Here is a 23,389-nt window from a genome sequence, read left to right as displayed (position 1 = left end):
GCGCGGCGACCGGGCTCAGGTTGACCCATGTCGTCGCCCACGCCCGCTGCGCCGCTGCAGCTCGACCCCGACCGCCTGCTGCCCGCGGACCCCGTCCGCCGGGAGATCGCGCGGCGGCTGCACGCCCAGGTCTCGGGGTTGCCGATCCTCTCCCCCCACGGCCACGTGCCGGCGGCGTGGCTCGCCCACGACACCCCCTTCGGGGACCCGACGTCGCTGCTCATCACCCCCGACCACTACGTGACGCGGATGCTGCACGCCCAGGGCGTCCACCTCGGCGACCTGGGGGTGGGCACCACCCTGGACGCCGACGGGTCCCGCCGGGCGTTCCGGTCGCTCTGCGAGAACTGGTCCGCCTACCGCGGGACCCCGGTGCGCTACTGGATGCAGGTCCAGCTGGTGGAACTCTTCGGCGTCGACGTCCGCCCCTCGGCCGACACCGCCGACGAGATCCACGACCGCATCGCCGCGACGCTGGCGACCCCGCAGTTCCGGCCCCGGGCCCTGTTCGAGCGGTTCGGCGTCGAGGTCCTGGCCACGACGGACGACCCGTGCGACGACCTCGCCGACCACCGGCTGCTGGCGCAGGACCCGACGTTCACCGGCCGGGTGCTCCCGACGTTCCGGCCCGACCGCTACCTCGAGGTCGGTGCGCCCGACTGGAACGACCACGCCGACCGCCTGCACGAGGTGTCCGGGATCGACACCGGGGACTTCCGGGGGTTCCTCGCGGCGCTGCAGGACCGGCGCGACCACTTCCGCGCCCACGGTGCCGTGTCGGCCGACCACAGCCACGTCGACGTCCGCACCGACAAGCTCGACGCGGGCACGGCCGCCGACCTCTACGCGCTGGCGCGCAAGGGCGAACTGGCCGAGGCCGAGGCCACGACGCTGCGCCGGCACCTGCTCTGGGAGATGGCCCGGATGTCGTCGGAGGACGGCCTCGTCATGACCCTGCACCCCGGGGTCTGCCGCGACCACCACGGCCCGACCGCGCGGGAGTTCGGCAAGGACGTCGGCGCCGACATCCCCGTCCAGGTCGAGTTCACCCGCGCGCTGCGGCCGGTGCTGGAGGACTTCGGGACGAACCCCGGGTTCCAGCTGGTCCTGTTCACCCTGGACGAGACGACGTTCTCCCGCGAGATCGCCCCGCTGGCCGGTTTCTACCCCGCGGTGCACGTCGGGGCGCCGTGGTGGTTCCTCGACGCCCCCGACGCGATCGGCCGGGCCCGTGCCGCGGTGACCGAGACGGCGGGGTTCTCCAAGTCGTCGGGGTTCATCGACGACACCCGCGCGTTCTGCTCGATCCCCGCCCGCCACGACATGGCGCGCCGTCTCGACGCCGTCCACCTCTCCACCCTCGTCGCCGACGGCCGGCTCGAGGAGGACGAGGCGGCCGAGACGATCGTCGACCTCGTGACCCGCAACCCCCGGAAGGCGTTCCGACTGTGACCCGCACCCAGACCGGCCCTCAGACCGTGCGCCTGTCCCGCGACCTGCCCGGAACCCCGCCCGCGCCGCCGGTGCGCATCGTGCACCTGGGGCTGGGGAACTTCCACCGCGCCCACCAGGCCTGGTACACCGCGCACGCCAGCGACGCCGCGGACTGGGGCATCGCCGCGTTCACCGGCCGTCGTCCCGACGCCGCCGTCCGCCTCGCCCGCCAGGACGGGCTCTACACGCTGCTCGTGCGCGGGGCCGACGGCGACCACGCCGAGGTGATCGGGTCGCTCGCGCAGGTGCACCCCAGCACCGACCACGACACCTACCTGGACCTGCTGCGCCGCCGCGAGACGGCGATCGTCACGATCACGGCGACCGAGGCCGCCTACCTGCGCACGGGCGACGGGCACCTCGACGTCGACCGCTCCGACGTCGTCGCCGACCTGCAGGCCCTGCGCACCGACGTCACCGCCCCGGTGACCACCCTGCCGGGGCGCCTCGTCGCGGGTCTCGCCGCCCGCCGGGCGGCCGGAGCAGGCCCGGTCACGGTGCTCTCCTGCGACAACCTCGCGCACAACGGGGCGGTGACCGCGACGGTCGTGCTGGAACTGGCGGAACTCCTCGACAGCGCGCTGCACGCGTGGATCGGGGCGGAGGTCGACTTCGCCGACTCCATGGTCGACCGGATCACACCCGCGACGACCGAGGAGGTGCTCGCCACGGTGACCGCGCTGACCGGGACCACCGACGAGGCACCCGTCCCGACGGAGCCGTTCTCGGAGTGGGTCGTCAGCGGACGCTTCCCCGCCGGCCGACCGGCCTGGGAGAGCGCCGGGGTGACCTTCGTCGACGACGTGACCCCCTACGAACGGCGCAAGCTCTGGCTGCTCAACGGGTCGCACTCGCTGCTGGCCTACGCCGCGAGCGTGCGGGGTCACCGCACCATCGCCGACGCCGTCGCCGACCCGGAGTGCCGGGGCTGGGTCGAGGAGTTCTGGGACGAGGCCTGCCGCCACCTCGACCTCCCGGCCGAGGAGCTCACCGCGTACCGGGCGGCGTTGCTGGAGCGCTACGCGAACCCCGGGGTGCGGCACCTGCTCGCGCAGATCGCCGCCGGCGGTTCGCTCAAGCTGCCGTTGCGGATCGTCCCCGCCCTGCTGGCCGAACGCGCTGCCGGCCGGTCACCGGTGGGCTGCGCGACGGCGATCGCGGCGTGGGTCCTGCACCTGCGGGGCGTCGGGGCCCCCGTCGACGACCCGGCGGCGGACCGGGCGGAGCACGCTGCGGCGCAGGGGGTCCCGGACGTCCTGGACCTGCTGCACCCCGGGCTCGGGGAGGACCGCGAGCTCGTGGAGCTCGTCGCGTCACGCCTCGCGGCGCTGACCCCGACGGACTGAGGTCGCCGGGCGCCGGGCGGGGCGTGAGCCGGCGTGGGGGCCGGTGGACCCGCGCACGACGAGCCAGGCCGGCAGCAGGACGGGTTCGCCGGTGAGGCCGTCGCGGACCCCACCGGTGTGGCGGACGGTGCCGGAGGCCACGTGCGCGACCCCGGTGGACCCGATGTCCACCAGCGGCGCCGCGATCGACGTCAGCCCGACGAGTTCCGCGTCGACGATGTTGTCGAACCCGATGACGCTGACGTCCTGCGGGACACGGCGCCCGCCCGCGGTCACCGCCTTGAGGAACCCGATGGCCATGAGGTCGTTGTAGGCGATGACCGCGGTGGTCGGGCGCCTCCCCCAGACCTGCGCGGCCTCGGCCCCCCCGCGCAGGGTGGGCAGGTTCGCGCCGATGCGGACGACCCGCAGGTCCAGCTCCAGACCCGCCTCCTGCAGACCGCGCCAGCGGGTCCCGTCCGCGTAGGAGTTCTCGGGCCCGGCGAGGTAGGCGATGGAGGAGTGTCCCCGCTCCACGAGGTGCTCGGCGGCCTTCTTGACGGCCCGGACGTTGTCGCTGAGCACCGAGGTGACCGACCCGACGGAACGGTTCAGCACGACGACCGGCCGGCGCTTCGCCACCGCCCGGATCGCCTGGTCGCTCAGCCGGGAGGAGGCCAGGACGAAACCGTCCACCGTCGCCTCCAGACGGGCCAGGGCCTGCGCCTCGGCGTGCTCGGACTCCTGCGTCTCGACGATCGCCAAGGTGAGGTCGTACCGGGCCGCGGCCCGCTCGGCCCCGCGGATCATCCCGACGAACACCGGGTTGGCGATGTCGGCGACCACGAAGGCGAGCACGCCCGTCCCGCGGGCGGACATCGGCAGCAGCGTCCGCGAGGACCGGTACCCCAGCTCGGTGGCCACCCGGCGGACGTGTTCGGCGGTGCGGAAGCTCACCCGCCCGGGTTTCGACAAGGCCCGCGAGACGGTCGAGGCGGACACCCCGGCGGCCGCCGCGACGTCGTAGATGGTGACGGTGGCGTCGCGGGCCGGCCCGGGAGGTTCGGGGGACGCCCCGGGTGGGAGCTCGCCCACCTCGTCCACGTCCCACCTCCGGTCCCCCGTCGCCCCGTCGCCCCGCGGTTGCGGGCGACCGTAGCAACTCCTGGCAACCGTGGTGGTCCCCGCTGTCCCGGGTGGCTTGAATGGGGTGCAGGACCGTCCGCGTGCGGTCGCCCGAGCGAACCGGAAGGAACCGCGATGCCCAGCTCGTCACCCGTCCCCCCCGACCGGGACGGGGTGCCCGGCCCGCTGGCGCGCTGCTTCGAGGGCATCGAGCGGCTCGGCGTCGCGTTCTCCGGCGGGGTGGACTCCTCCGTCGTGCTGGCGGCCGCGGCGCGCACGCTGGGGGCGTCCCGGGTGACCGCCGTCCTCGGGGTGTCCCCGAGCCTGCCCGCGAGCGAACGGGTCGCGGCCCACGACGTCGCCGCCCACGTCGGGGTCCGGGTACTGGAGGTCGCGACCCGCGAGGGCGACAACCCCGCCTACCGCGCCAACGGGCCGGACCGCTGCTTCCACTGCAAGGACGAGCTGTTCCAGCGGATCGACGACGACGTCGTGCAGGCCCACGGCCTGGACGCCGTCGCCTACGGCGAGAACGCCGACGACGCCCGGCGTCCCGACCGTCCGGGGTCGAGAGCCGCTGCGGCGCACCGAGTCCTGCGTCCACTGGCCGACGCCGGCATGGACAAGGCGCAGGTCCGCGCGCTCGCCCGGGCCTGGGCCCTGCCCTGCGCCGACAAACCCGCCGCGCCGTGCCTCGCGTCCCGCATCCCGCACCACCAGGAGGTCACCCCGGCGAAGCTCGCCCAGGTGGAGGCCGCCGAGGCGGCGCTGCACGCGCTGGGGTTGGCGGACGTCCGGGTCCGCCACCACGGCGAGATCGCCCGGCTCGAACTGCACCCCGAGGACCTGCTGCGCGCGGCCGGCGAGCTGCGCCCGGGCGTGCTGAGCGCCGTGCGCGGCGCGGGGTTCCGCTGGGCGACCCTCGACCTCGCCGGGATGCAGTCCGGGGCGTTCACCCTGGAGGTGCTGCAACGTGGCTGAACCGCTCCCCGACCCGCTGGCCGGGATCGCCGAGCTCGACCTGGACCGGGGGGCGCGGCGCGGCTACCCCGAGGCGGTCTACTGCGCCGGCAAGACCCCCGAGCAGGTGCGGCGCATCGCGACCGCCCTCGCCGGGCGTCCCGACGTCACGACGTTGTTCACCCGGGCCGGCGCCGAGCACGCCGCCGCCGTCCTGGACGTCCTGCCCGACGCGTTCCACGACGAGAGCGCCGGGTTGCTGGCCTGGCCGCCGACGCGGCCGGAACCGCGGGGCGGCCTCGTCGTCGTGCTCGCCGCGGGGACCTCCGACCTGCCCGCCGCACGGGAGGCGCACCTCACCGCGGGCTACCTGGGCCGGCGCAGCGAACTCGTCGTCGACGTCGGCGTCGCCGGGCTGCACCGCGTGCTCGCGCGCCTCGACCTGCTCCGCCGGGCCCGGGTGATCGTCGTGGCCGCCGGGATGGACGGCGCGCTGCCCAGCGTCGTCGCCGGGCTGGTGAGCGCCCCGGTCGTCGGGTTGCCGACCTCCGTCGGCTACGGCGCGGCGTTCGGCGGGCTCGCCCCGCTGCTGACCATGCTGAACTCCTGCGCGCCGGGCGTGAGCGTCGTGAACATCGACAACGGGTACGGCGCAGGTCACCTGGCCGCGCAGATCGCCGCACCGCAGGAGGACGGGGCATGACGCACGCGTGGATCGACGCCTCCGCCGGCATCGCCGGGGACATGCTGCTCGGCGCCCTGCTGGACGCGGGCGCGTCCCTGGACGCCGTCCGGGGCGCCGTGGCCGCGGTCGTGGGGGACGCCGTGGCGATCTCGACGGCGACCGTCACCCGGGCCGGGCTGCGGGCCACGAAGGCCGAGGTGGACCTGCGCGACGAGGACCCGCCGCACCGCAGCTGGTCGAGCATCGAGGCGATGCTGGCCGGCGCGGGCCTCGCGGCGCGGGTGCGCGACGACGCCACCGCGGTGTTCGCGCTGCTGGCCCGGGCCGAGGGCCACGTCCACGGGGTGCCCGCGGCCGACGTGCACTTCCACGAGGTCGGCGCGCTCGACTCGATCGCCGACGTCGTCGGGGTCTGCGCCGCGCTGCACGACCTCGGGATCACCACCGTGAGCTCGGGAGCCGTCGCGCTCGGCTCGGGACGGGTCCGGGCCGCGCACGGCTCGATCCCCGTCCCCGTCCCGGCCGTCGTGGAACTCTCCCGGGGCCGGCGGGTGCTGGCCGGCGGCGAGGGCGAACTCACCACCCCCACCGGCATGGCCCTCCTCGCGGCGCTCGGCGAGGACGAGGACCTGCCCGGGCTGCGGGTCACGGGGTCGGGCACCGGGGCGGGGACGCGCGACGTCGCCGGGCGTCCGAACGTGACCCGGGTGGTCGTCGGAACGCGCACGGCCGCAGCGGTTCCGCGTCGCCGCGGGGTCCAGCTCGAGGCGAACGTCGACGACCTCGACCCCCGGTTGTGGCCGGGGGTCCTCGCAGGGTTGCTCGCCACCGGCGCCGACGACGCGTGGCTCGTCCCCGTCCTCATGAAGAAGGGCCGCCCGGCGCACGTCCTCACCGTGCTCGCCGCGCCCGAACGCGCCGACGCGCTCGAGGCGGAGGTGGTCGCGAGCACGTCGACGCTGGGCGTGCGCCGCAGCGACTGCACCCGGTTCGCGCTGCCGCGGGGCTGGGTCGACGTGGCGGTCGAGGGCGGGAGCGTCGCGGTGAAGGTCGGCCACGCCGGCGGGATCGTCCGGCAGGTGATGCCGGAGTTCGACACCGTCGCCGCGCTGGCCCGGGCGAGCGGCCGGCCGGAACGCACCGCCCTGACCGCCGCGCTCGCCGCCGCGGCCGACGCCGGGTGGGTGGTCGGCGCTCCCCCACCCCCCGGCGCCGTCCTGCGCGACGCGCCCTGATCAGGCCCGGGCGAGGCGGAGGGTGAGGATCTGGAAGGGCCGCAGCGAGACGCTCGCCCCGCCGTCCTGCACGCTCGTCACGCCTTCCTCCCGCGGGCGTTCGAGCAGGTCGACCTCGGACACCGACGCGACCGGGAAACCCCAGGTGAGCCGAGCCCGCTCGCGGGCCCCCAGGGACTCGTAGAGCCGGACGACGACGTCGCCCGACCCGTCCTCGGCGAGCTTCACGGCCTCCACCACCACGCCCGGGACGTCGACGGCGACGAGCGGCGCGACCGGACCGGCGCCGGTGACGACCCGTTCCGGCAGGTTCTGCCGGTACCCCTCGCGCACGGCGTCGGCGATGTCCGCCCCCACCACGAGGGAGTACTCCAGGACGTGACGACCCTGGTCTGTCTCCGGGTCCGGCGAGAGCGGCGCCCGCAACAGCGACAACCGCACCGTGGTGCCGGGGCGGCCGTCCGCCACGACCGAGCGGGTCACGTCGTGACCGTAGGTGGCGGAGTTCGTCACCGCGACGCCGTACCCGGCCTCCGCGACGTGCAGCCAGCGGTGCGCGCAGATCTCGAACCGGGCGGCGTCCCAGCTGGTGTTCTCGTGGGTCGCCCGGAACACGTGGCCGAACTGGATCTCGGAGGCCGAGCGGTCGGCGTGGACGTCGAGGCCGAAGGCCGCCTTGAGCATCGCCTCGCGCTCGTGCCAGTCGACGTCGAGGGTGTAGGCGATGCGGGACTCCCCGCGCGGCAACCGGACCGTCTGGACGAGCGTGCTCGCACCGGTGGACCGGGTGACGACGACGCTCGCCCCTTCCCCCTCGTCGGCGTGCAGCTCGACGGAGTCGGCCTCGACGAGGTCGCGCACGACGTGGCGGTAGTGCGCGTCGACGTCCCAGGCGTCCCACTTGTTGGGGGTGTCGCGGTGCAGCTGCAGCAGACCGGCGTGCGTCCCCGGCAGCAGCACCTCCCGGTCGGCGGCGAGGTCGAGGACGGAGGTGACGTTGCCGGCCGCGTCGACGCGCACCCGCAGCACCCCGTTGTCCAGGACGGTGTCCGGACCGTCGGAGGTGAAGTTCACGACGGCGGCGGAGGGTTCCGCGACGCCGAGACCGAGCGCGGGCACCCCGGTGCGCGGGTGCGGGGTGGGGTTGGCGACGAGCGCGGTCGTGCCCTCCCCCGCCACCGTCGCCAACGAGGTCGCGACGATCCCTTCGAGTTCCGCGCTGACCCGGGCGTGGGTGGCCGCGGCCTCGCGGTGCACCCACGCGATCGAGGAACCGGGCAGGATGTCGTGGAACTGGTGCAGCAGCACCGTCCGCCACAGCTCCTGCAACCTCGCCGCGGGGTACTCCGCTCCATGCCGGACGCTCGCCGTGGTGGCCCAGAGCTCGGCCTCGCGCAGCAGGTGCTCGTTGCGCCGGTTGCCCTGCTTGGTCTTCGCCTGCGAGGTGTAGGTGCCGCGGTGCAGTTCCAGGTACAGCTCACCCGACCACACCGGCCGGTCGGGGTAGTCCTGCTCCGCGGTGGTGAAGAACTCGCGGGGTGAGTGCAGCGAGACCCTCGTCGAGCCCTCCAGGTCCCCGAGGCGGTCCGCGCGGGAGAGCATCTCGCGGGTGGGGCCACCGCCGCCGTCACCCCAGCCGAACGGGACGAGGGACCACTCGGCGCGGCCCTTCTCCTGGTAGTTCCGGGCGGCGTGCGCGAGTTCCTTCGCCGAGAGCTCGGAGTTGTAGGTGTCGACGGGCGGGAAGTGGGTGAAGATCCGGGTGCCGTCGATGCCCTCCCAGTCGAAGGTGTGGTGCGGGAACTTGTTGTCGGTGTTCCAGGAGATCTTCTGGGTGAGGAACCAGCGGACCCCGGCGAGCTTCATGATCTGCGGCAGCGCGGCCGAGTACCCGAAGGAGTCGGGGAGCCACGCCTCCTCGGTGTCGATCCCGTACTCGCGGGCGAAGTACCCCTTGCCCTCGAGGAACTGACGGACCATGGCCTCGGACCCGACCATGTTGGTGTCGGACTCGACCCACATGCTGCCGACGGGGACGAAACGTCCCTCGGCGATGCGCCGCTTCACCTTCTCGTGCACCTCGGGGCGGTGCTCGGCGATCCAGGCGAACTGCTGGGCGGAACTCATGGCGTAGACGAAGGAGGGGTGCACGTCCATCAACTGGGTGACGTTCGCCGCCGTCCGCGCGACCTTGCGGACCGTCTCGCGCAGGGGCCAGAGCCAGGCGGAGTCGATGTGCGCGTGGCCGACGGCGCTGACGCGGTGCGCCGAGGCGCGGGCCTTCGCGGCGAACAGCGGAGCGAGCACCGCCCGCGTCCGGGCGGCGGAGCCCGCCACGTCGTGCGGGTCGAGGGCGTCGAGCGCCAGGTCGATGCCCCGCAGGAGTTCGTAGCGCCGGGCGTCCTCGAGCGGGAGTTCCAGCATCAGCCCACCGAGGACCTCCAGGTCGCTCAGCAGCTCGGCGACCTCGACGTCGCGCACGCAGAGGTCGGCGCGGGCCAGGACGTAGAGCGGGTCCCTCGGGGCGGTCAGCACGTCACCCATCGGGGAGGGGTCGAACGCCCGCCCGCCGCCACCGAGCACGTCGGGGTTGGCCGCGGCCTCGACGAAGAACTCGAACGTCGTCGTCCCGGCCGGCACCGGGATCCAGGTCGAGAGCGGGTTGATGGACTTCACCGGTTCGCCCGCCGGCGTGTAGACGAGCCCTTCCGCCTGGAACCCCACGTTGCGGGCGTCGGTGCCCAGGTCGAACACGACCTCGACCTCACGTCCGGCCCAGTCCGCCGGGACCTCCCCGCGCAACCGGAACCAGGTGGTGCTCCAGGGCGGTCCCCAGGCCTGCCCCACGGCGAACTCACCGTACGTCGCGCCGAGGCCCTCCTCGATCGGGACGGGTTCACCCGGTGCGGGCCAGGCGGCCACCTCCACGGGCAGGGACCGGGTGTGCACGGCGGGCGCGATGCGCTGCACGACCGCTCGTTCCAGACGGGCTTCGGTGACCTGACGCTGGTCGTGCACGACGTCCTCCTCGACGGTCCTTCTTCAGCTGCCGAACTCCGCGAGTTCGACCGGAACGGTGATGCGGCGTGGGGCGGACGTCTCGCCGGACAGCCGCTCGGTGAGCAGCCTCGCCGCCCGGCGACCGACGTCGACGGGATCGTAGGTCACGAGGGCGACCCGGTCCACGAGGACCTCGGCGAGTTCCACGGTGTCGAAACCCGCGAGGACGACGTCGGCCCGCGCCCGGTGGACGGCGAGCAGTGCCCCGACCGTCATCCGGTTGTTGTCGCAGAACAGCGCGGTGGGCGGTCGCGACAGCGCGAGGAGCCCGTTCGTCGCGGTCCTGGCCTCGTCGCTGCTGTGGTGACCGAACCGGAGCAGTTCGGGCTCCTCACCGATCCCCGCCGCCTTGAGCGCCGCACGGAACCCCGCGTACCGGCGGGATCCCGGACCGGAGCGCTGGTCGCCGCCGACGTAGCCGATCCGGCGGTGCCCCCGGTCCAGCAACCACGTCGTGAGACGCCGGCTGCCGCCGGAGTTGTCCAGCAGGACGACGTCACCCCGGACCCCGCGCGGGAGGCGGTCGACGAAGACGACGGGGGCGCGCTCGGCGAGCGCGGCGTAGTGGCCGTCCGCGTCGTCGGCCCCCGGGACGATCAGGACGCCGTCCACCCGGCGGCTCAGCAGTTCGGCGACGATCTCGCGTTCCCGGGCCCGGTCCCGGTCGCCGTTCGCGTCGCGACCGGTCGAGAGCAGCAGCATCACGTACCCCGCGCCGGCCGCGACGAGTTCGACCCCGTGGGCCAGGTCGGCGGAGAAGGGGTTCGTGAGGTCCTCGACGACGAGGGCGATCGTCGCGGTGCGCTGCCCTGGCCGGAGCGTGCGGGCGCTCTCGTTGCGCAGGAACCCCAGGCTCGCGACGGACGCCTCGACCTTCTCGCGCGTGCCCGGGTCGACGTACCTCTCGGCGTTGACGACCCGCGAGACGGTGCTGATGCTGACCCCGGCGTGCGCTGCGACGTCACGCATCGTGGGCGGACGACCTGGACCCACCACGACCCCCCCTGCTGCCCTGCGAACGTTTCCAGAGCCTTCGGCGACAAGGTAGCCGATGGTCGTCCGCGCGTCAGCGGGCTCGCGGTGCCCCACCCCCCGTCCGCACCCGGGGCCCGACCTCGCGCGAGTCGTCCGTGCTGCATCCTGGACGGGTGGAGGTCGACGACGCACCCCTGCCCGCCGAACGGGCGTCCCGTCCCGGTCCGGTGACCGACGCCGAGGACGAGCGACCGAGCGCTGCCACGACGCACGGCGGGGTGACGGGGTGACGGTCCACCTCGGCGGCGGCGGGGACGAGCACGACGAGGCGCTGCTGTGGGACGAGGTGTTCCTGCCGGGTCGCCGCGTCGCCCTCTGGCCGTTCGCGATGGCTCCTGGGGCGCAGCGCGACGGCAGCGTCCGCTGGTTCCGCGCCGCGCTGGCCGCCCGGGGCGAGTTCACGGTGCAGGCCTGGGGCGTGGGCCAAGACGGTGAGGACGGCGGGGACGGCGACCTGACCGGGGTGGACGTGGTGGCCCTCCCGGGCGGCAACACCTTCGACCTGGTTCAGGAGATCCGCCAGCGCGGCCTCTGGCAACCGTTGCGGACGTTCCTCGACGGCGGCGGGCTGGTCTACGGCGGGAGCGCGGGAGCCGTCCTGCTCGGCGCGGACATCGCGATCGCGGAGGGACTGGACCCGAACCACGCCGGCGTCACCGACACCCACGGGTTCGACCGCGTCGCCGGGGCCGTCCTGCGGCCGCACCACGAACCCTCGCTCACGGCGGAACTCCGGCACTGGTCCCGCCGCCACGGTCGCGTCGTGATCGGTCTCCCCGAACGCAGCGGTCTGGTCAGCGACGGGACGCGGGCCCGCGCGGTCGGTCCGGAGCCGCTGCACCTCGTCACGCCCGACGGCGCGGAGCGTGAGCTCCCCGCGGGAACCACCTGGCGGCTGACGGGCGGCTGAGCCACGGGGATAGCGTGGTCCCGTGGAAGACCCCGCTGCCCGTCGTGTCGACTACGGCACCACGCCCTTCGACGAGTCGACCCTCGCCGCGACACCGCTCGCGCAGTTCCAGGACTGGTACTCCGCCGCCGTGGCCGCCGACGTGGTCGAACCCAACGCGATGACCGTCGCGACGGTGGACACCGACGGTGTCTCGGCCCGCACCGTGCTGCTCAAGGCCGTCGACGGCCGGGGGTTCGTGTTCTTCACCAACCAGCGTTCCCGCAAGGCCCACGGGATCGCCCACGACCCGCGGGTCGCGCTGCTCTTCGGCTGGCACGGCCTGCACCGTCAGGTCTCCGTCCGGGGTGTGGCCGAGGAGGTCCCCCGGGCCGAGACCGGGGCCTACTTCGTCAGCCGTCCCCACGGTTCCCGCATCGGGGCCTGGACGAGCGAGCAGTCGCAGACCGTCCCCTCCGCCGCGGCGCTGCACGCGCGCGAGGCGGAACTGCGGGAACGCTGGCCGGACACCGGTTCCGCGGACGACGTGCCGGTGCCCCCGCACTGGGGTGGGTACCTCGTGCGGGCCCGGGAGGTGGAGTTCTGGCAGGGCCGGACCTCCCGGTTGCACGACCGGTTGGTCTTCGTGGCCGACGCCGGTCCGGCCGCCCTCGACGACGCCGGGCCCTGGCGGGTCGAACGTCGCCAACCCTGAGCTCCCGGGGGGACTGCGGGTAGCGTTGCGGCATGGAGAGGACGTTGCACACCCGCCTGCACGAGGACGCGGTCGAGGACTACGACCGGTTGCACGCCAGGGTTCCCGACGACCTCCTGCAGGCCCTGGCCGAGGCCGGGGTGCGTGACTGGCGGATCTGGCGCGACGGCTGCGACGTCTTCCACTGGCTCGACGTCGAGGACTACCAGGTGATGCGCGAACACCTCCGGGACCACCCCGCGAACCTGGCCTGGCAGGCGCGGGTGACCCCCCTGCAGTCGGCGGCCGACGACTACTCCGGCGGGGACGACGGCCTGCCGTTCGTGTGGAGCTTCCGGGACCAGCAGGGCGGGAACGGCTGACGTGGCGCTCACCGACGAGGCCATCGAGCAGATCAAGCAGATGATCCTCGGCGGGGAACTCCGGCCGGGTGACCGGCTGCCCCGCGAGGCGGAACTCAGCGCCGCCCTCGGGCTGTCCCGCAACTCGCTGCGCGAAGCCGTCCGGGCGCTGGCCCTCATCAACGTCCTCGACGTCCGGCAGGGGGACGGCACCTACGTCTCCAGCCTCGAACCCGGGGTGATGCTGGACGCCGTGACGTTCGTCGTGGACGTCCAGCGCGACGACTCGCTGCTGGAGTTCCTCGAGGTCCGCCGACTGCTCGAACCCGCCGCGACGTCGATGGCGACGACCCGCATGGACGACGCCGAGATCACCGCACTCGCCGACCTGCTCGACGAACTGGGTCCCGACCCCACCGTGGAGGACCTGGTCGCCAACGACCAGGAGTTCCACCGGCGGATCGCCCTGGGGTCCGGGAACTCCGTCCTCGCCTCTCTCATCGAGAGCTTCTCCGGCCCGCTGCACCGGGCCCGCGTGTGGCGCGGGCTGACCCAGGAGTCCGCGACGACCCGGACCCTCGACGAGCACCGCGCCATCCAGCAGGCGATGGCCACGCGCCGGCACGACGTGGCCCGGGCCTGGGCCGAGGTCCACGTCGCGGGCGTCGAGCAGTGGTTGCGGTCGGTCAGTGCCGACCACGGTGGCGAGGGACCTCTCCCGCCCGACTGACCGTCACGCCAGGTCGAGGTCCACCACGACCGGACCGGGCACCGTCGCGGCGGGGACCTCGAGCACGACCCGGCCGTCCTCCTCCCGCGCCGGCACCGGAGTGCCGTCGGGCAGCCGGGCCGAAGCGGGCGAGAGCGACCCGGCGGGGACGTCGAGGGTCACCGGGCCGGTCGCGTCGACGACGGCGTGCACGACGTCACCGCTGCGGGTGAAGCGGACCCACGGCTCCTCCGAGGCGGAACCCTCCACCCACGTCGTCGTCCCGTGCACCGCGGTGGAGTTCAGCTCCATCCAGTCCCCGACCTGTTCGAGGCAGCGCCGCTGCAGTTCCGGGATGCGACCGGCCTCGTCCGGACCGACGTTGAGCAGGAAGTTCCCGCCGCGGGAGACGACGTCCAGCAGGTGGCGCACCGCGCCCGGCCCGTCCAGGTAGTGCGAGGCGTCCTCGACCTGGTTGTAGCCGAACGAGTACCCGATCCCGCGGCAGTTCTCCCACACGCCCTGCGACTCGGCGTCGCGACCGGCCTGGTACTCACTCGTCCGGAAGTCCCAGTGCGTCAGTCCCCAGCGGTCGTTGACCACACCCTCGGGCACGGCGGCGTAGTACCGCTCGAGGATGCGGGCGAAGCTCTCCGGGCCGTCGGGCTTGCCTGCGTCGGGCCACTCGATGTCACCCCAGAGGACGTCCGGGGCGTACTTCGCGATGAGGTCGGCGACGTGGGCGAAGGCGTAGGAGTTGTACGCCGCGTCCACGGGGCGGTTCTCCAGCAGCGGGTCGCCGTCGTGCGGGGCCAGGTCGGTGAAGTGCCAGTCGAGGCCGCCGGAGTAGTAGGTGCCGAACTTCATCCCGGCGGCGCGGGCGGCCGCCGCGAACTCGGCGACGATGTCCCGCCGCGGGCCGCGGGCCACGGTGTTGCGGGTTCCCGTGCCCGGGGCGTCCCACAACGTGATGCCGTCGTGGTGCTTGGTGGTCGGGACGAGGTACCCCGCACCCGCGCGCCGGAAGAGCGCCACCAGGTCGACCGGGTCGAACTCCGACGCGGACCACTCGTCGAGGAACTCGTCGTAGGGCTTCCCGCCGTGCACCTCCGCGTGGTGCTGCTGGGCGGGAGAGCCGTCGAGGCGGATGGTGTTCGCGTACCACTCGGCGTAGGGGTTGTGCTTCATCCACTCGTGGGGGTCGATCGTGCCGAGCTCGCCGATGGGTTCGGCCCAGGCCGGCACCGAGTAGGCACCCCAGTGGACGAAGATCCCGAACTTGACGTCCCGGTACCACTGCGGGACCTCGCGTTCGAACTTCCGGTACAGCTCGGGACGCTGCGGGGCGTCGGTGAACATGGCCACGGTGCGGTTCCTCTCAGAGGGGTTGCAGCTGGTAGGTGGAGACGGCGTTCCCGGCCAGGACGGCGTCGCGTTCGGAGGTCGAGAACCCGCTCAGGAGTTCCCGGGTGCGGGCCACGACGTCGGCGTACTCCTGGGCGAGGGTGCTGACCGGCCAGTCGGTCCCGAAGACCAGCCGGTCCGGACCGAAGACGTCGATCAGGTGGGCGACGGCGACGGGGAGGAGTTCCTGGTGGTCCAGGGTGAAGAGCCCGGAGAGCTTGCCGACGACCTGCGGGCGGCGGGCGACCTCCCGGACCCCGGTCTCCCACACGCCGTAGTCCTCGGTACCCATCGGGGGTTTGGCCCCGTGGTCGAGGACGAAACGACCGTCGGGCACCGCGTCCACGAGCCTCGTCGCCGACGGGAGCTGGTCGAAGCGCACGAGCAGGTCGGTCACCAACCCCGCGCCGGCGGCCGACCGCGCACCGTCCACCACCCCGGGACGGGCGAACCAGTCCGGGTCGGCCTCGTCCTCGACCTGGTGGCGGACCCCGACGAGGAGGTCGCCCCCCGGCCCGTCCCGGAGTTCCGCGATCTGCCCCGCGACGTCGCCGGTGGGTTCCACCCAGCCGACGACGCCGGCGATGAGCCCCTGCGACGCAGCCGCGGTCGCGAGGAACTCCCGCGTCTCGGCGAGGTCGGAGACGGTCTGGACGAGCAGGGTGCGGTCCACCCCGGCCGACGCCGTCACCTGCCGCAGGTCCTCGAGGGTGAAGGGTTTCGCCAGTTCGTCCACCATCCACGGGTACGCGCGGACCGCGGGGTTCCAGAGGTGGTGGTGGGCGTCGATCACCGAGGTCATGCGCCGGCCTCCGTCGGCACCGGCATCCCCGCGGGCAGCAGGTGTTCGCGCTGCAACGCCTCCCAGGCCTCCGGGGGCACCGGGGTGTCGAAGAGCGCCGCGTTGCGGGCGACCTCCGCCGGGGAACGCATCCCCAGCACGAGCGAGGCGACGCCCGGGTGCGCGGAAGCGGCCTGCACCGCCACCGCCGGCAACGTCGTCCCGTGCTCGCGGGCGACCACCGCGATCCGCCGCGCCCGCTCCAGCAGTTCCGCCGGCGCCGGTGCGTAGGCGTAGGTGGCCTCGGCCGGCGGATCGTCGTGGGCCAGGATCCCGGAGGCGAACACCCCGCCGAGGACGACGGCCGTCCCCCGGCGCACCGCGGTCGGCAACAGCTCCGTCAGCGCGCTCGCGTCGAGCAGGTGGTAGCGCCCGGCGACGAGGACGACGTCGAGGTCGAACTCCTCGACGAAGCGGGTCGGGAGTTCCGTCTGGTTCATCCCGACGCCGACGGCGGCGATCAGTCCCTCCTCGCGCATCCGCAGGAGTTCCGGGAACGCCCCGGCCCGGGCCTCCTCGACGTGATCGTCGGGGTCGTGCACGAGGGCGACGTCGATGCGGTCCAGCCCGAGACGTGCCAGGCTCTCCTCCACCGACCTCCGCACCCCCGCCGCGGAGAAGTCCCAGACCCGCTCGAAGGCCGCGGGGACGTCGAACCCGCCCTCGTTGTCGCGTCCCTGGGCGGGCACCGGTCTCAGCAGCCGGCCCACCTTGGTCTCCAGCACGAACTCACCGCGGGGCCGCTCGCGCAACGCGGCACCCACCCGCTGCTCCGACAGCCCGAGCCCGTAGTGCGGTGCGGTGTCGACGTAGCGGATCCCGGCGTCCCAGCAGGCGTCGACGGTCGCGCGGGCGGTGGCGTCGTCCACGGCCGTGTAGAGGTTCCCGAGGGCGGCCGCGCCCAATCCCCAGCGCCCGAGGTCCAGCACGTCACACGCTCCGGGCGGGGAGACGGAGCGTGTGCAGGCCACCGTCCACCGCCAGCGCGACGCCGGTGGTGGCCGAGGACCGCGGGTCGGCGAGGTGGACGATCGCGTGCGCGACCTCCTCCGCGCTCACCAGGCGTCCGGTGGGCTGCCGGGCCTGCAGCGCAGCCCGTTCGGCGGCCGGGTCGGCGCTGGCGTCGAGCAGGCGCTGCACCCATGGCGTGTCCGCCGTCCCCGGGTTCACGCAGTTGACCCGGATCCCGTCGGCCAGGTGGTCGGCGGCCATCGCGAGGGTGAGCGCCTGCACGGCGCCCTTGGTGGCAGAGTAGACGGCGCGCTGCGGCAGTCCCGTCCACGCCGCGATGGAGCACGTGTTCACCACGGCCGCGTGCTCGGAGGCGCGCAGGGCCGGCAGCGCGGCCCGGGTGGTGCGCACGATGCCCAGCACGTTGACGTCGAACACGCGGTGCCACTCCTCGTCGTCGTTGTCGGCGACGCTCCCGGTCGCTCCGATCCCCGCGTTGTTGACCAGGACGTCGAGCCCGCCGAGGGTCTCGACGGCCTCCGCGACCGCCGCTCGGACGGAGGCGTCGTCGGAGAGGTCGGCCACCACCGAGGTGAACCCCTCCGCGCGTTCCCGGTCGAGCACGACGACCCGCGCCCCCTCCTCCTCGAAGCGTGCCGCCGTGGCCGCGCCGATCCCCGAGGCGCCCCCGGTCACCAGCACCCGCAGCCCGTCCATCCCGCTCACGCCGGCACCTCCGTCGCGACGGGGCGCCACTCGGCGCCGTCCGGGAAGGCGAAGTGCTGCAGGGTCCCCGGGTGGATCTCTGCGCTGAAACCCGGGTTCCGCGGCGCGTGGTAGCACCCGCCGGAGACGTCGACGGGGTCGACGAAGTGCTCGTGCAGGTGGTCGACGTACTCGATCACCCGGTCCTGCGTGGTGCCCGCGACGGCGACGAAGTCGAACATCGACAGGTGCTGCACGAGTTCGCACAACCCCACGCCGCCCGCGTGCGGGCAGACCGGGACGCCGAACTTCGCGGCGAGCAGCAGGATCGCCACGTTCTCGTTGACCCCCGCGACCCGGGCCGCGTCGATCTGCAGCACGTCGAGGGAACCGGCCTGGAGGAGCTGCTTGAACACGATCCGGTTCTGCACGTGCTCACCCGTGGCGATCTTCACGGGGCTCACGGCCCGGCGGATCGCGGCGTGGCCGAGGACGTCGTCGGGGCTCGTCGGTTCCTCCACCCACCACGGGTCGAACGGCGCGAGCGCTCCGATCCACTCGATCGCGGGGCCGACGTCCCAGCGCTGGTTGGCGTCGACGGCGATCCGCACGTCCGGTCCGACGGCCTCCCGCGCGATGCGCATCCTCCGCACGTCGTCCTCGACGTTCGCGCCGACCTTCAGCTTGATCTGGGTGAAACCCTCCGCGACGGCCTCGTGGGCGAGCCGCACGAGCTTCTCGTCGGAGTAGCCGAGCCAGCCGGGCGTCGTCGTGTAGGCGGGGAAACCACGGCTCAGCAGCTCCTCCCGGCGGGCGGCCCGCCCCGGTTCCGCGGCGCGCAGGATCTGCAGCGCGTCGTCGCGGGTCAGCGCGTCGGTCAGGTAGCGGAAGTCGACGAGCGCGACGAGCTCCTCCGGGGACATGCGCCCCAGCAGGTCCCACAACGGCAGACCGGCCCGTTTGGCCCGCAGGTCCCAGAGCGCGTTGACGACCGCCGAGATCGCCATGTGCATGACGCCCTTCTCGGGTCCCAGCCAGCGCAGCTGCGAGTCGTCGACGAAGGACTTCCAGGTGGCGCCCATGTCGTCGAGCACCGCGTCGACGTCACGGCCGAGGAGGTGGCCGGCGAGGGCGTCGATGGCCGCGACCTGCACGTCGTTGCCGCGGCCGATGGTGAACGCGAAACCGTGCCCCTGCAGCCCGTCGGCATCGTCGGTGCCGATGACGAGGTAGGCGGCGGAGTAGTCCGGGTCGGGGTTCATCGCGTCGGAGCCGTCGAGGTCGCGCGAGGTCGGGAACCGCACGTCGTGGGTCGTGAACGTCGTGAACCGGGCCATCAGGCCGCCCCCACCGTCTGCCGCATGCGGCCGAGGCCGTCGATCTCGCACTCCACGACCTGCCCGGCCCGCAGGTACGGCTTGGGGTCGGGCCGGCCCAGGGCCACCCCCGCCGGGGTCCCGGTGTTGATGACGTCCCCCGCCTCGAGCACCATGAACCGGCTGAGGTAGCGGACGAGCTCACCGATCCCGAACACCAGGTCCTTCGTCGTGCCGTCCTGGCGGAGTTCACCGTCGACCCAGCACCGCAGGCCCAGCGACGTCGGGTCGGGCACCTCGTCGGCCGTGACGAACCACGGACCGAGCGGGTTGAACGTCTCGCAGTTCTTCCCCTTGTCCCAGGTACCGCCCCGTTCGAGCTGGAACTCCCGTTCCGAGACGTCGTGCGACACGACGTAGCCCGCGACGGCGGCCAGCCCCTCCTCGGCGGAGTCCAGGTAGCGGACCCGGCGGCCGAGGACGACCCCGAGTTCCACCTCGTAGTCGGTCTTCACGCTGCCCCGCGGGACGAGGACCTCGTCGAAGGGGCCGATCACGGTCGAGGGGACCTTGAGGAAGACGACGGGTTCTCCGGGCACCTGCGCACCGGTCTCGGCCGCGTGGTCGCGGTAGTTCAGCCCGATGCAGACGACGGCGCCCGGTCGGGGGATCGGGCTGCCCACCCGCTCCCCCGCGACGTCGGTCGGGGCGGCGTCCGCGAGGGCCGCGCGGGCCCGGTCGAGGTCCTGCTCGGTCCACGCCGTGCGCGGGTCGAGCACCTCGGAGAGGTCCACGTGGCGGCCGTCCCCGAGCAGGGCCACGGGCCGTTCCGAACCCGGTGCTCCGATGCGCATGATCTTCATGGTTCTCCTAGTGCGTTGGTGGTTCAGCGGCCGCCGGGGCCGGACAACGCGGTACCGCGCAGGGTGGGTGACGTCGGTGTCACCGCGGCGTGGACCGCACCGAGTCGCGCGGCAGACCTCGGATGTCTGAAGCCTCCCCTCGGCGTCTTGCCGTGTCAAGGCACTCTTCTTCCCGGCATTTGTCAGTGGACATCGGATGTCTCACCCGCTCGGTCGACGCGCAACCGGAACGACACCGAGCGCAGAACGTCGTAGAGGAGGGTCAGCGCCTTCCATCGCCACCGTTCACCGAAGCGGTAGTCCGCCGCGGGCACCAGCCGCAGCGCCAGGTCCGGCCGCTGCTGCAGGAGGTAGCGGCGGGCCCGCAACGCGTGCAGCGGGGAGGAGGCGATGGCCACCCGTCCACCCCGCTGCAGCTCCCCCAGGGTGAGCTCGACGTTCTCCCAGGTGGTGCGGGCGGCGGTCTCGAGCACGATCCGGTCGGGCGGGACGGCGAGGTCGTCCCGGGCGTGCTCGGCCATCACCGCGGCCTCGCTGCGACCGTGGTCCCCCGCGAAACCGGAGAACACCAGACGCGCAGCGGGTGCGGTCCGGACGGCGATCTCGGTGCGCCAGCGCTGCAGGGGGTGCAGCGAGCCGTCACGACGGGACGGGCAGCCGAGGACGAGGACGACGTCGGGCGCGCCTCCTCCCCCGCCCGCCGGGAACCCCCGCCGCGAGGCGATCCGGTGGGCGGCCTCGACGACGAGGAACACCCCGGCACCGAGGCCGGCCGCGGTCAGCGCTGCCTGGCGTAGGACAGGACCACCGCCCCGCTGTCGAACGTGCGCGAGCCGGTCGCGTCGAAGGCCCGGACGGAGAACCCGCCGGAGAAGACCCGGATCCCGTCACCGGCGACCACGGGGTACACCTTGAGCACCAGGTCGTCGACCTCCTCGGCCAGGGCACCGGCGAGTCGTCCACCACCGGCCAGCCAGATCCCGAGACCGTCCTCGGCCTTCAGGCTCCGGACGGTCGCGAGCGCGTCCGCGGTGCCCTCCACCGCCGGGTCCTGCGGGCTGCGCGTCCTGGACGCGACGACCTGGCGCAGGTGGGCGTAGGGACTGCCGATGCCCGCCTCCAGTGCGGGACGGTAGGTGTCCCAGCCCATCACGACGGTGTCGAAGCGGAGGTTGGGCAGCTCGTCGACCCCCATCGCCCGCCGCGCCGCGCTCGGCAGGACCTCGGGGTGCTCGGCGACCATCTGCGCGAGGTGGTCCGCGCTGACGGGGAAGAAGTCGAACTCACCCGCGGGCCCGGCGATGAACCCGTCGAGGGTCGTCCCGACGTGGTAGGTGAGGCGTCGCACCCGGCCACCCTCTCCTGATCACGCGGGGAGGGCAAGGACGATCCTCACCCCTCCTGCCGGGCCAGCACCCGCCCGAGGATCGCGAGACCCTCGCCGAACCGCTCCGGTTCCGGTCCGGAGTAGTTCACCCGCACGAACGGGCCCGACGGTTCGGCGGGGAACCACTCGTCGCCCGCCGCGACCACCACGCCCTCCGCTTCGCACTCGCGCACCAGGCGCTGGACGTCGGTGCCCTCGGGCAGGCGGGCCCACAGGTTGAGGCCACCGGCGGGGACCAGCGCCAGGTGCGCCGAGGGGACCCGGCGCTGCAGTTCCTCGACCATCAGGTCCCGACGAGCCCGCAGGTTCCCCCGCATCGTCCGCAGGTGGGTGCGCCAGCCGGGAGCCGTCACGACCTCCAGGGCCACGGCCTGCAGGACGGCGCTGACGTAGACCGACTCGGCGAGGCGGTCGGTGAGGATGCGTTCGCGGGCCGGTCCGCGGGCCACCAGCGCTCCCACCCGCACGGCCGGCGACACGCTCTTGGTCAGCGACCGCAGGTAGACGACGTGACCCGCGTCGTCCCGGGCGGCGACCGGCGACACCTCACCCTCGACGGCGAAGTCGTGCGCCCAGTCGTCCTCGACGAGGAAGGCGTCGTGGGCGCGCACCACGTCGAGGACCTGGTCGGCCCGTTCCGCGCTCCACCGCGCTCCGGTGGGGTTCGCGAACGTGGGCTGGGCGTAGAACGCGCGGGCACCGGTCTCGGTGAAGGCGCGGGCCAGGTCGGCCGGGTCCGGCCCGTCGGGGCCACCCCGGACCGGGACGACGTCCACCCCCGCCTGGGCCGCGGCCAGCAGGGCACCCCAGTAGGTCGGGGACTCCACCAGCACCGGGTGCCCGGAACCCACGAGCGCCCGGAACACCGAGCTGAGCCCGCTCTGGGTTCCCGGCAGGACGACGACGTCGCGCGCCGCGGGCGGGGTGGTCCCGGCCGGGGTGACCGCCGCGAGCTCACCGGCGAACCAGGACCGCAGGTCGGGGTCACCCGCCACCGACGACCGCGTCCACCCCGACTCGCTCCGGCCCACCCGGGCGAAGGCGTTGCGCAACAGCCGTTCCGGCAGCAGGTCGCGGGCCGGGTACCCGGAGTGCAGGGCGATGGCGTCCGGGTCGGCCGAGCGCATCGGCGCCGACACGGCCGGCGGTCGGGTGTGCGGAGCCCGCAGGGCCGCCGTCTGCCAGCCGTAGTCCGCCGGCCGCACGGCGGGTCGGGCCCGGACGAAGGTGCCGACCCCCGGCCGGGTCTCGATGAGGCCGGCGGTGGTCAACCGCCGGAACGCCTTCTGGACGGTCACGGGGCTCACCCCGAACCGTGCGACGAGCTCACGGTTCGACGGCAGCCGCGATCCGGGTGAGGCCGTCACCACCCACGCGCGCAGGCTGTCGGCCACCGTGACGGTGCTATCGTCGACCATGAGCAGGCAGAGTAACGCTATCGAGGTTTCGCGCCAGGTGTTACCGCCTGCGCCGGCCGCCGGTGGACTGCTCTGGGGCAGCCTCGGCGTGCTCGCCTTCTCCTTCACCGTCCCCCTCACCCGCATCGCGGTGGGCGGGCTGGCCCCGTTGTTCATCGGTTCCGGGCGCGCCGTCGTGGCGGCGGTGCTCGCCGCCCTGGCCCTGCGGGTGACCCGGGCCGCGCGCCCGACCTCCCGGCAGTGGCTGCGCCTCGCGGTCGTCGCGGGCGGGGTGGTGGCCGGGTTCCCGTTGCTCACCTCCTTCGCCCTGACGAGCACCCCCGCCGTCCACGGTGCCGTGGTCATCGCCGTGCTGCCGGCCGCGACCGCGGTGACGGCCGTCCTGCGCACCGGCGAGCGACCGCCGACGACCTTCTGGGTCACCGCGGCGATCGGAGCGGGCGCCGCCGTCGCCTTCGCGGCCGTGCAGGGGGGTGGGGCAGGCGGGTTGCACCACGCCGCCGACCTGCTCCTCCTGGGGGCCGTCGCGGCCGCGGCGATCGGCTACGCCGAGGGCGGGCTGCTGGCGCGGGAACTCGGGTCGTGGCAGACGATCTCCTGGGCCCTCGTGCTGGCCTCACCGGCGATGCTCGCGCTGACCCTCGTCTCCGCGGTGAGCACTCCCCCGGCCGCCACGGCCGGGCAGTGGGCCGCCTTCGGCTACCTCGCCGTGGTGAGCACGTTCCTCGGGTTCTTCGCCTGGTACCGCGGTCTGGGCATCGGCCCGATGACCCGGGTCAGCCAGGTGCAACTGGTGCAACCCGTCCTGACCATCACCTGGGCGGCTCTGCTGCTCGGGGAACCCCTGACCGCGACGACGGCCGTGGGCGGACTCCTCGTCATCGGGTCCGCCGCCCTCGCCGTCCGCTCGCGGACCCGATCGTGACAAGCT

At 73.9% G+C, this 23,389-nt stretch carries 22 protein-coding genes; 10 read left to right on the top strand and 12 right to left on the bottom strand.

All coding sequences use genetic code 11. From position 1 onward, the window contains the following. Window positions 1–27: 27 nt before the first annotated feature. Together uxaC and OG218_RS21495 are read left to right on the top strand one after the other, a co-directional pair. The gene (gene uxaC, locus OG218_RS21500) at window positions 28–1,452 is read left to right on the top strand and encodes a glucuronate isomerase (RefSeq protein ID WP_328295261.1); all 1,425 of its coding nucleotides are present in this window, start codon (window positions 28–30) and stop codon (window positions 1,450–1,452) included. Then, the gene (locus OG218_RS21495; RefSeq protein WP_328295260.1) at window positions 1,449–2,840 is read left to right on the top strand and encodes a mannitol dehydrogenase family protein; all 1,392 of its coding nucleotides are present in this window, start codon (window positions 1,449–1,451) and stop codon (window positions 2,838–2,840) included. Before uxaC ends, OG218_RS21495 begins: the two co-directional genes overlap by 4 nt. On the opposite strand, the gene OG218_RS21490 is transcribed toward OG218_RS21495, so the two are convergent. Next, complete coding sequence (locus OG218_RS21490) at window positions 2,808–3,923, bottom strand: LacI family DNA-binding transcriptional regulator (RefSeq protein WP_328295259.1); 1,116 nt, start codon at window positions 3,921–3,923, stop codon at window positions 2,808–2,810. The two genes, OG218_RS21495 and OG218_RS21490, sit on opposite strands and share 33 nt — an antisense overlap. 156 nt (window positions 3,924–4,079) lie before the next feature. Here OG218_RS21490 and OG218_RS21485 point away from each other — a divergent pair, with 156 nt between their 5' ends. Genes OG218_RS21485 through larC form a run of 3 tightly spaced genes read left to right on the top strand, consistent with a single transcriptional unit; the run spans window position 4,080 to window position 6,824 of the window. After that, complete coding sequence (locus tag OG218_RS21485) at window positions 4,080–4,925, top strand: ATP-dependent sacrificial sulfur transferase LarE (protein WP_328295258.1); 846 nt, start codon at window positions 4,080–4,082, stop codon at window positions 4,923–4,925. Next, entirely contained in the window at window positions 4,918–5,607 is a 690-nt protein-coding gene (larB, locus tag OG218_RS21480) for a nickel pincer cofactor biosynthesis protein LarB (protein ID WP_328295257.1), read from the top strand. Before OG218_RS21485 ends, larB begins: the two co-directional genes overlap by 8 nt. Next, complete coding sequence (gene larC / locus OG218_RS21475) at window positions 5,604–6,824, top strand: nickel pincer cofactor biosynthesis protein LarC (RefSeq protein WP_328295256.1); 1,221 nt, start codon at window positions 5,604–5,606, stop codon at window positions 6,822–6,824. Before larB ends, larC begins: the two co-directional genes overlap by 4 nt. Here the strand turns inward: larC and OG218_RS21470 are convergent, their stop codons facing one another. Next, a complete protein-coding gene (locus OG218_RS21470; RefSeq protein WP_328295255.1) occupies window positions 6,825–9,842 on the bottom strand; it encodes an alpha-mannosidase in 3,018 nt (1,005 codons plus the stop codon). It abuts the gene before it with no gap. A 24-nt stretch (window positions 9,843–9,866) separates the two neighbouring features. Further along, window positions 9,867–10,853: a LacI family DNA-binding transcriptional regulator gene (locus tag OG218_RS21465; protein WP_328295254.1), complete on the bottom strand. Its 987-nt coding sequence runs from the start codon at window positions 10,851–10,853 to the stop codon at window positions 9,867–9,869. A gap of 292 nt (window positions 10,854–11,145) precedes the next feature. Between OG218_RS21465 and OG218_RS21460 the strand changes: the two genes are divergently transcribed. Genes OG218_RS21460 through OG218_RS21445 form a run of 4 tightly spaced genes read left to right on the top strand, consistent with a single transcriptional unit; the run spans window position 11,146 to window position 13,594 of the window. Beyond that, window positions 11,146–11,829 (top strand): Type 1 glutamine amidotransferase-like domain-containing protein, encoded by a 684-nt coding sequence (locus OG218_RS21460; protein WP_328295253.1) that lies wholly within the window; start codon window positions 11,146–11,148, stop codon window positions 11,827–11,829. Between the two features lie 22 nt (window positions 11,830–11,851). Next, complete coding sequence (gene pdxH / locus OG218_RS21455; RefSeq protein ID WP_328295252.1) at window positions 11,852–12,523, top strand: pyridoxamine 5'-phosphate oxidase; 672 nt, start codon at window positions 11,852–11,854, stop codon at window positions 12,521–12,523. A 32-nt stretch (window positions 12,524–12,555) separates the two neighbouring features. Beyond that, entirely contained in the window at window positions 12,556–12,885 is a 330-nt protein-coding gene (locus tag OG218_RS21450; protein WP_328295251.1) for an L-rhamnose mutarotase, read from the top strand. Window position 12,886: 1 nt separating this feature from the next. Next, a complete protein-coding gene (locus OG218_RS21445) occupies window positions 12,887–13,594 on the top strand; it encodes a FadR/GntR family transcriptional regulator (protein WP_328295250.1) in 708 nt (235 codons plus the stop codon). Between the two features lie 3 nt (window positions 13,595–13,597). Here the strand turns inward: OG218_RS21445 and OG218_RS21440 are convergent, their stop codons facing one another. The 9 genes from OG218_RS21440 to OG218_RS21400 form a co-directional block, all read right to left on the bottom strand. Then, window positions 13,598–14,938 (bottom strand): alpha-L-fucosidase, encoded by a 1,341-nt coding sequence (locus tag OG218_RS21440; protein ID WP_380157563.1) that lies wholly within the window; start codon window positions 14,936–14,938, stop codon window positions 13,598–13,600. Window positions 14,939–14,951: 13 nt separating this feature from the next. Then, a complete protein-coding gene (locus OG218_RS21435; protein WP_328295249.1) occupies window positions 14,952–15,779 on the bottom strand; it encodes an amidohydrolase family protein in 828 nt (275 codons plus the stop codon). Next, a complete protein-coding gene (locus OG218_RS21430) occupies window positions 15,776–16,747 on the bottom strand; it encodes an aldo/keto reductase (RefSeq protein WP_328295248.1) in 972 nt (323 codons plus the stop codon). The genes OG218_RS21435 and OG218_RS21430 overlap by 4 nt, the downstream gene beginning before the upstream one ends. 1 nt (window position 16,748) lies before the next feature. After that, window positions 16,749–17,495: an SDR family NAD(P)-dependent oxidoreductase gene (locus tag OG218_RS21425; protein WP_442906414.1), complete on the bottom strand. Its 747-nt coding sequence runs from the start codon at window positions 17,493–17,495 to the stop codon at window positions 16,749–16,751. After that, window positions 17,492–18,811: an L-fuconate dehydratase gene (locus OG218_RS21420; protein ID WP_328295247.1), complete on the bottom strand. Its 1,320-nt coding sequence runs from the start codon at window positions 18,809–18,811 to the stop codon at window positions 17,492–17,494. Before OG218_RS21420 ends, OG218_RS21425 begins: the two co-directional genes overlap by 4 nt. Further along, window positions 18,811–19,653, bottom strand: coding sequence for a fumarylacetoacetate hydrolase family protein (locus OG218_RS21415; RefSeq protein WP_328295246.1), 843 nt, complete (start codon window positions 19,651–19,653; stop codon window positions 18,811–18,813). Before OG218_RS21415 ends, OG218_RS21420 begins: the two co-directional genes overlap by 1 nt. A 182-nt stretch (window positions 19,654–19,835) precedes the next feature. After that, window positions 19,836–20,408: a YdcF family protein gene (locus OG218_RS21410; protein ID WP_328295245.1), complete on the bottom strand. Its 573-nt coding sequence runs from the start codon at window positions 20,406–20,408 to the stop codon at window positions 19,836–19,838. 23 nt (window positions 20,409–20,431) lie between these two features. Then, the gene (locus tag OG218_RS21405) at window positions 20,432–21,001 is read right to left on the bottom strand and encodes a dihydrofolate reductase family protein (protein ID WP_328295244.1); all 570 of its coding nucleotides are present in this window, start codon (window positions 20,999–21,001) and stop codon (window positions 20,432–20,434) included. Window positions 21,002–21,045: 44 nt separating this feature from the next. Further along, a complete protein-coding gene (locus tag OG218_RS21400; RefSeq protein WP_328295243.1) occupies window positions 21,046–22,458 on the bottom strand; it encodes an aminotransferase-like domain-containing protein in 1,413 nt (470 codons plus the stop codon). Here OG218_RS21400 and OG218_RS21395 point away from each other — a divergent pair. Further along, the gene (locus OG218_RS21395) at window positions 22,457–23,383 is read left to right on the top strand and encodes a DMT family transporter (RefSeq protein WP_442906413.1); all 927 of its coding nucleotides are present in this window, start codon (window positions 22,457–22,459) and stop codon (window positions 23,381–23,383) included. The genes OG218_RS21400 and OG218_RS21395 overlap by 2 nt on opposite strands. The last annotated feature ends 6 nt before the right edge of the window (window positions 23,384–23,389 follow it).

This window comes from Kineococcus sp. NBC_00420 (assembly GCF_036021035.1).
Classification (GTDB): Bacteria; Actinomycetota; Actinomycetes; order Actinomycetales; family Kineococcaceae; genus Kineococcus.
The sequence above is the reverse complement of the archived record's forward strand: the minus strand, read 5'-3'. Positions and strand labels throughout refer to the sequence as shown.

Excerpts from the sequence above, each read along its gene's own strand:
- OG218_RS21420 (WP_328295247.1), bottom strand. The coding sequence starts at position 18,811 with ATGGCCCGGTTCACGACGTTCACGACCCACGACGTGCGGTTCCCGACC.
- uxaC (WP_328295261.1), top strand. The coding sequence starts at position 28 with ATGTCGTCGCCCACGCCCGCTGCGCCGCTGCAGCTCGACCCCGACCGC.
- OG218_RS21400 (WP_328295243.1), bottom strand. The coding sequence starts at position 22,458 with ATGGTCGACGATAGCACCGTCACGGTGGCCGACAGCCTGCGCGCGTGG.
- OG218_RS21465 (WP_328295254.1), bottom strand. The coding sequence starts at position 10,853 with ATGCGTGACGTCGCAGCGCACGCCGGGGTCAGCATCAGCACCGTCTCG.
- OG218_RS21485 (WP_328295258.1), top strand. The coding sequence starts at position 4,080 with ATGCCCAGCTCGTCACCCGTCCCCCCCGACCGGGACGGGGTGCCCGGC.
- OG218_RS21395 (WP_442906413.1), top strand. The coding sequence starts at position 22,457 with ATGAGCAGGCAGAGTAACGCTATCGAGGTTTCGCGCCAGGTGTTACCG.
- larC (WP_328295256.1), top strand. The coding sequence starts at position 5,604 with ATGACGCACGCGTGGATCGACGCCTCCGCCGGCATCGCCGGGGACATG.
- OG218_RS21415 (WP_328295246.1), bottom strand. The coding sequence starts at position 19,653 with ATGAAGATCATGCGCATCGGAGCACCGGGTTCGGAACGGCCCGTGGCC.
- OG218_RS21435 (WP_328295249.1), bottom strand. The coding sequence starts at position 15,779 with ATGACCTCGGTGATCGACGCCCACCACCACCTCTGGAACCCCGCGGTC.
- OG218_RS21450 (WP_328295251.1), top strand. The coding sequence starts at position 12,556 with ATGGAGAGGACGTTGCACACCCGCCTGCACGAGGACGCGGTCGAGGAC.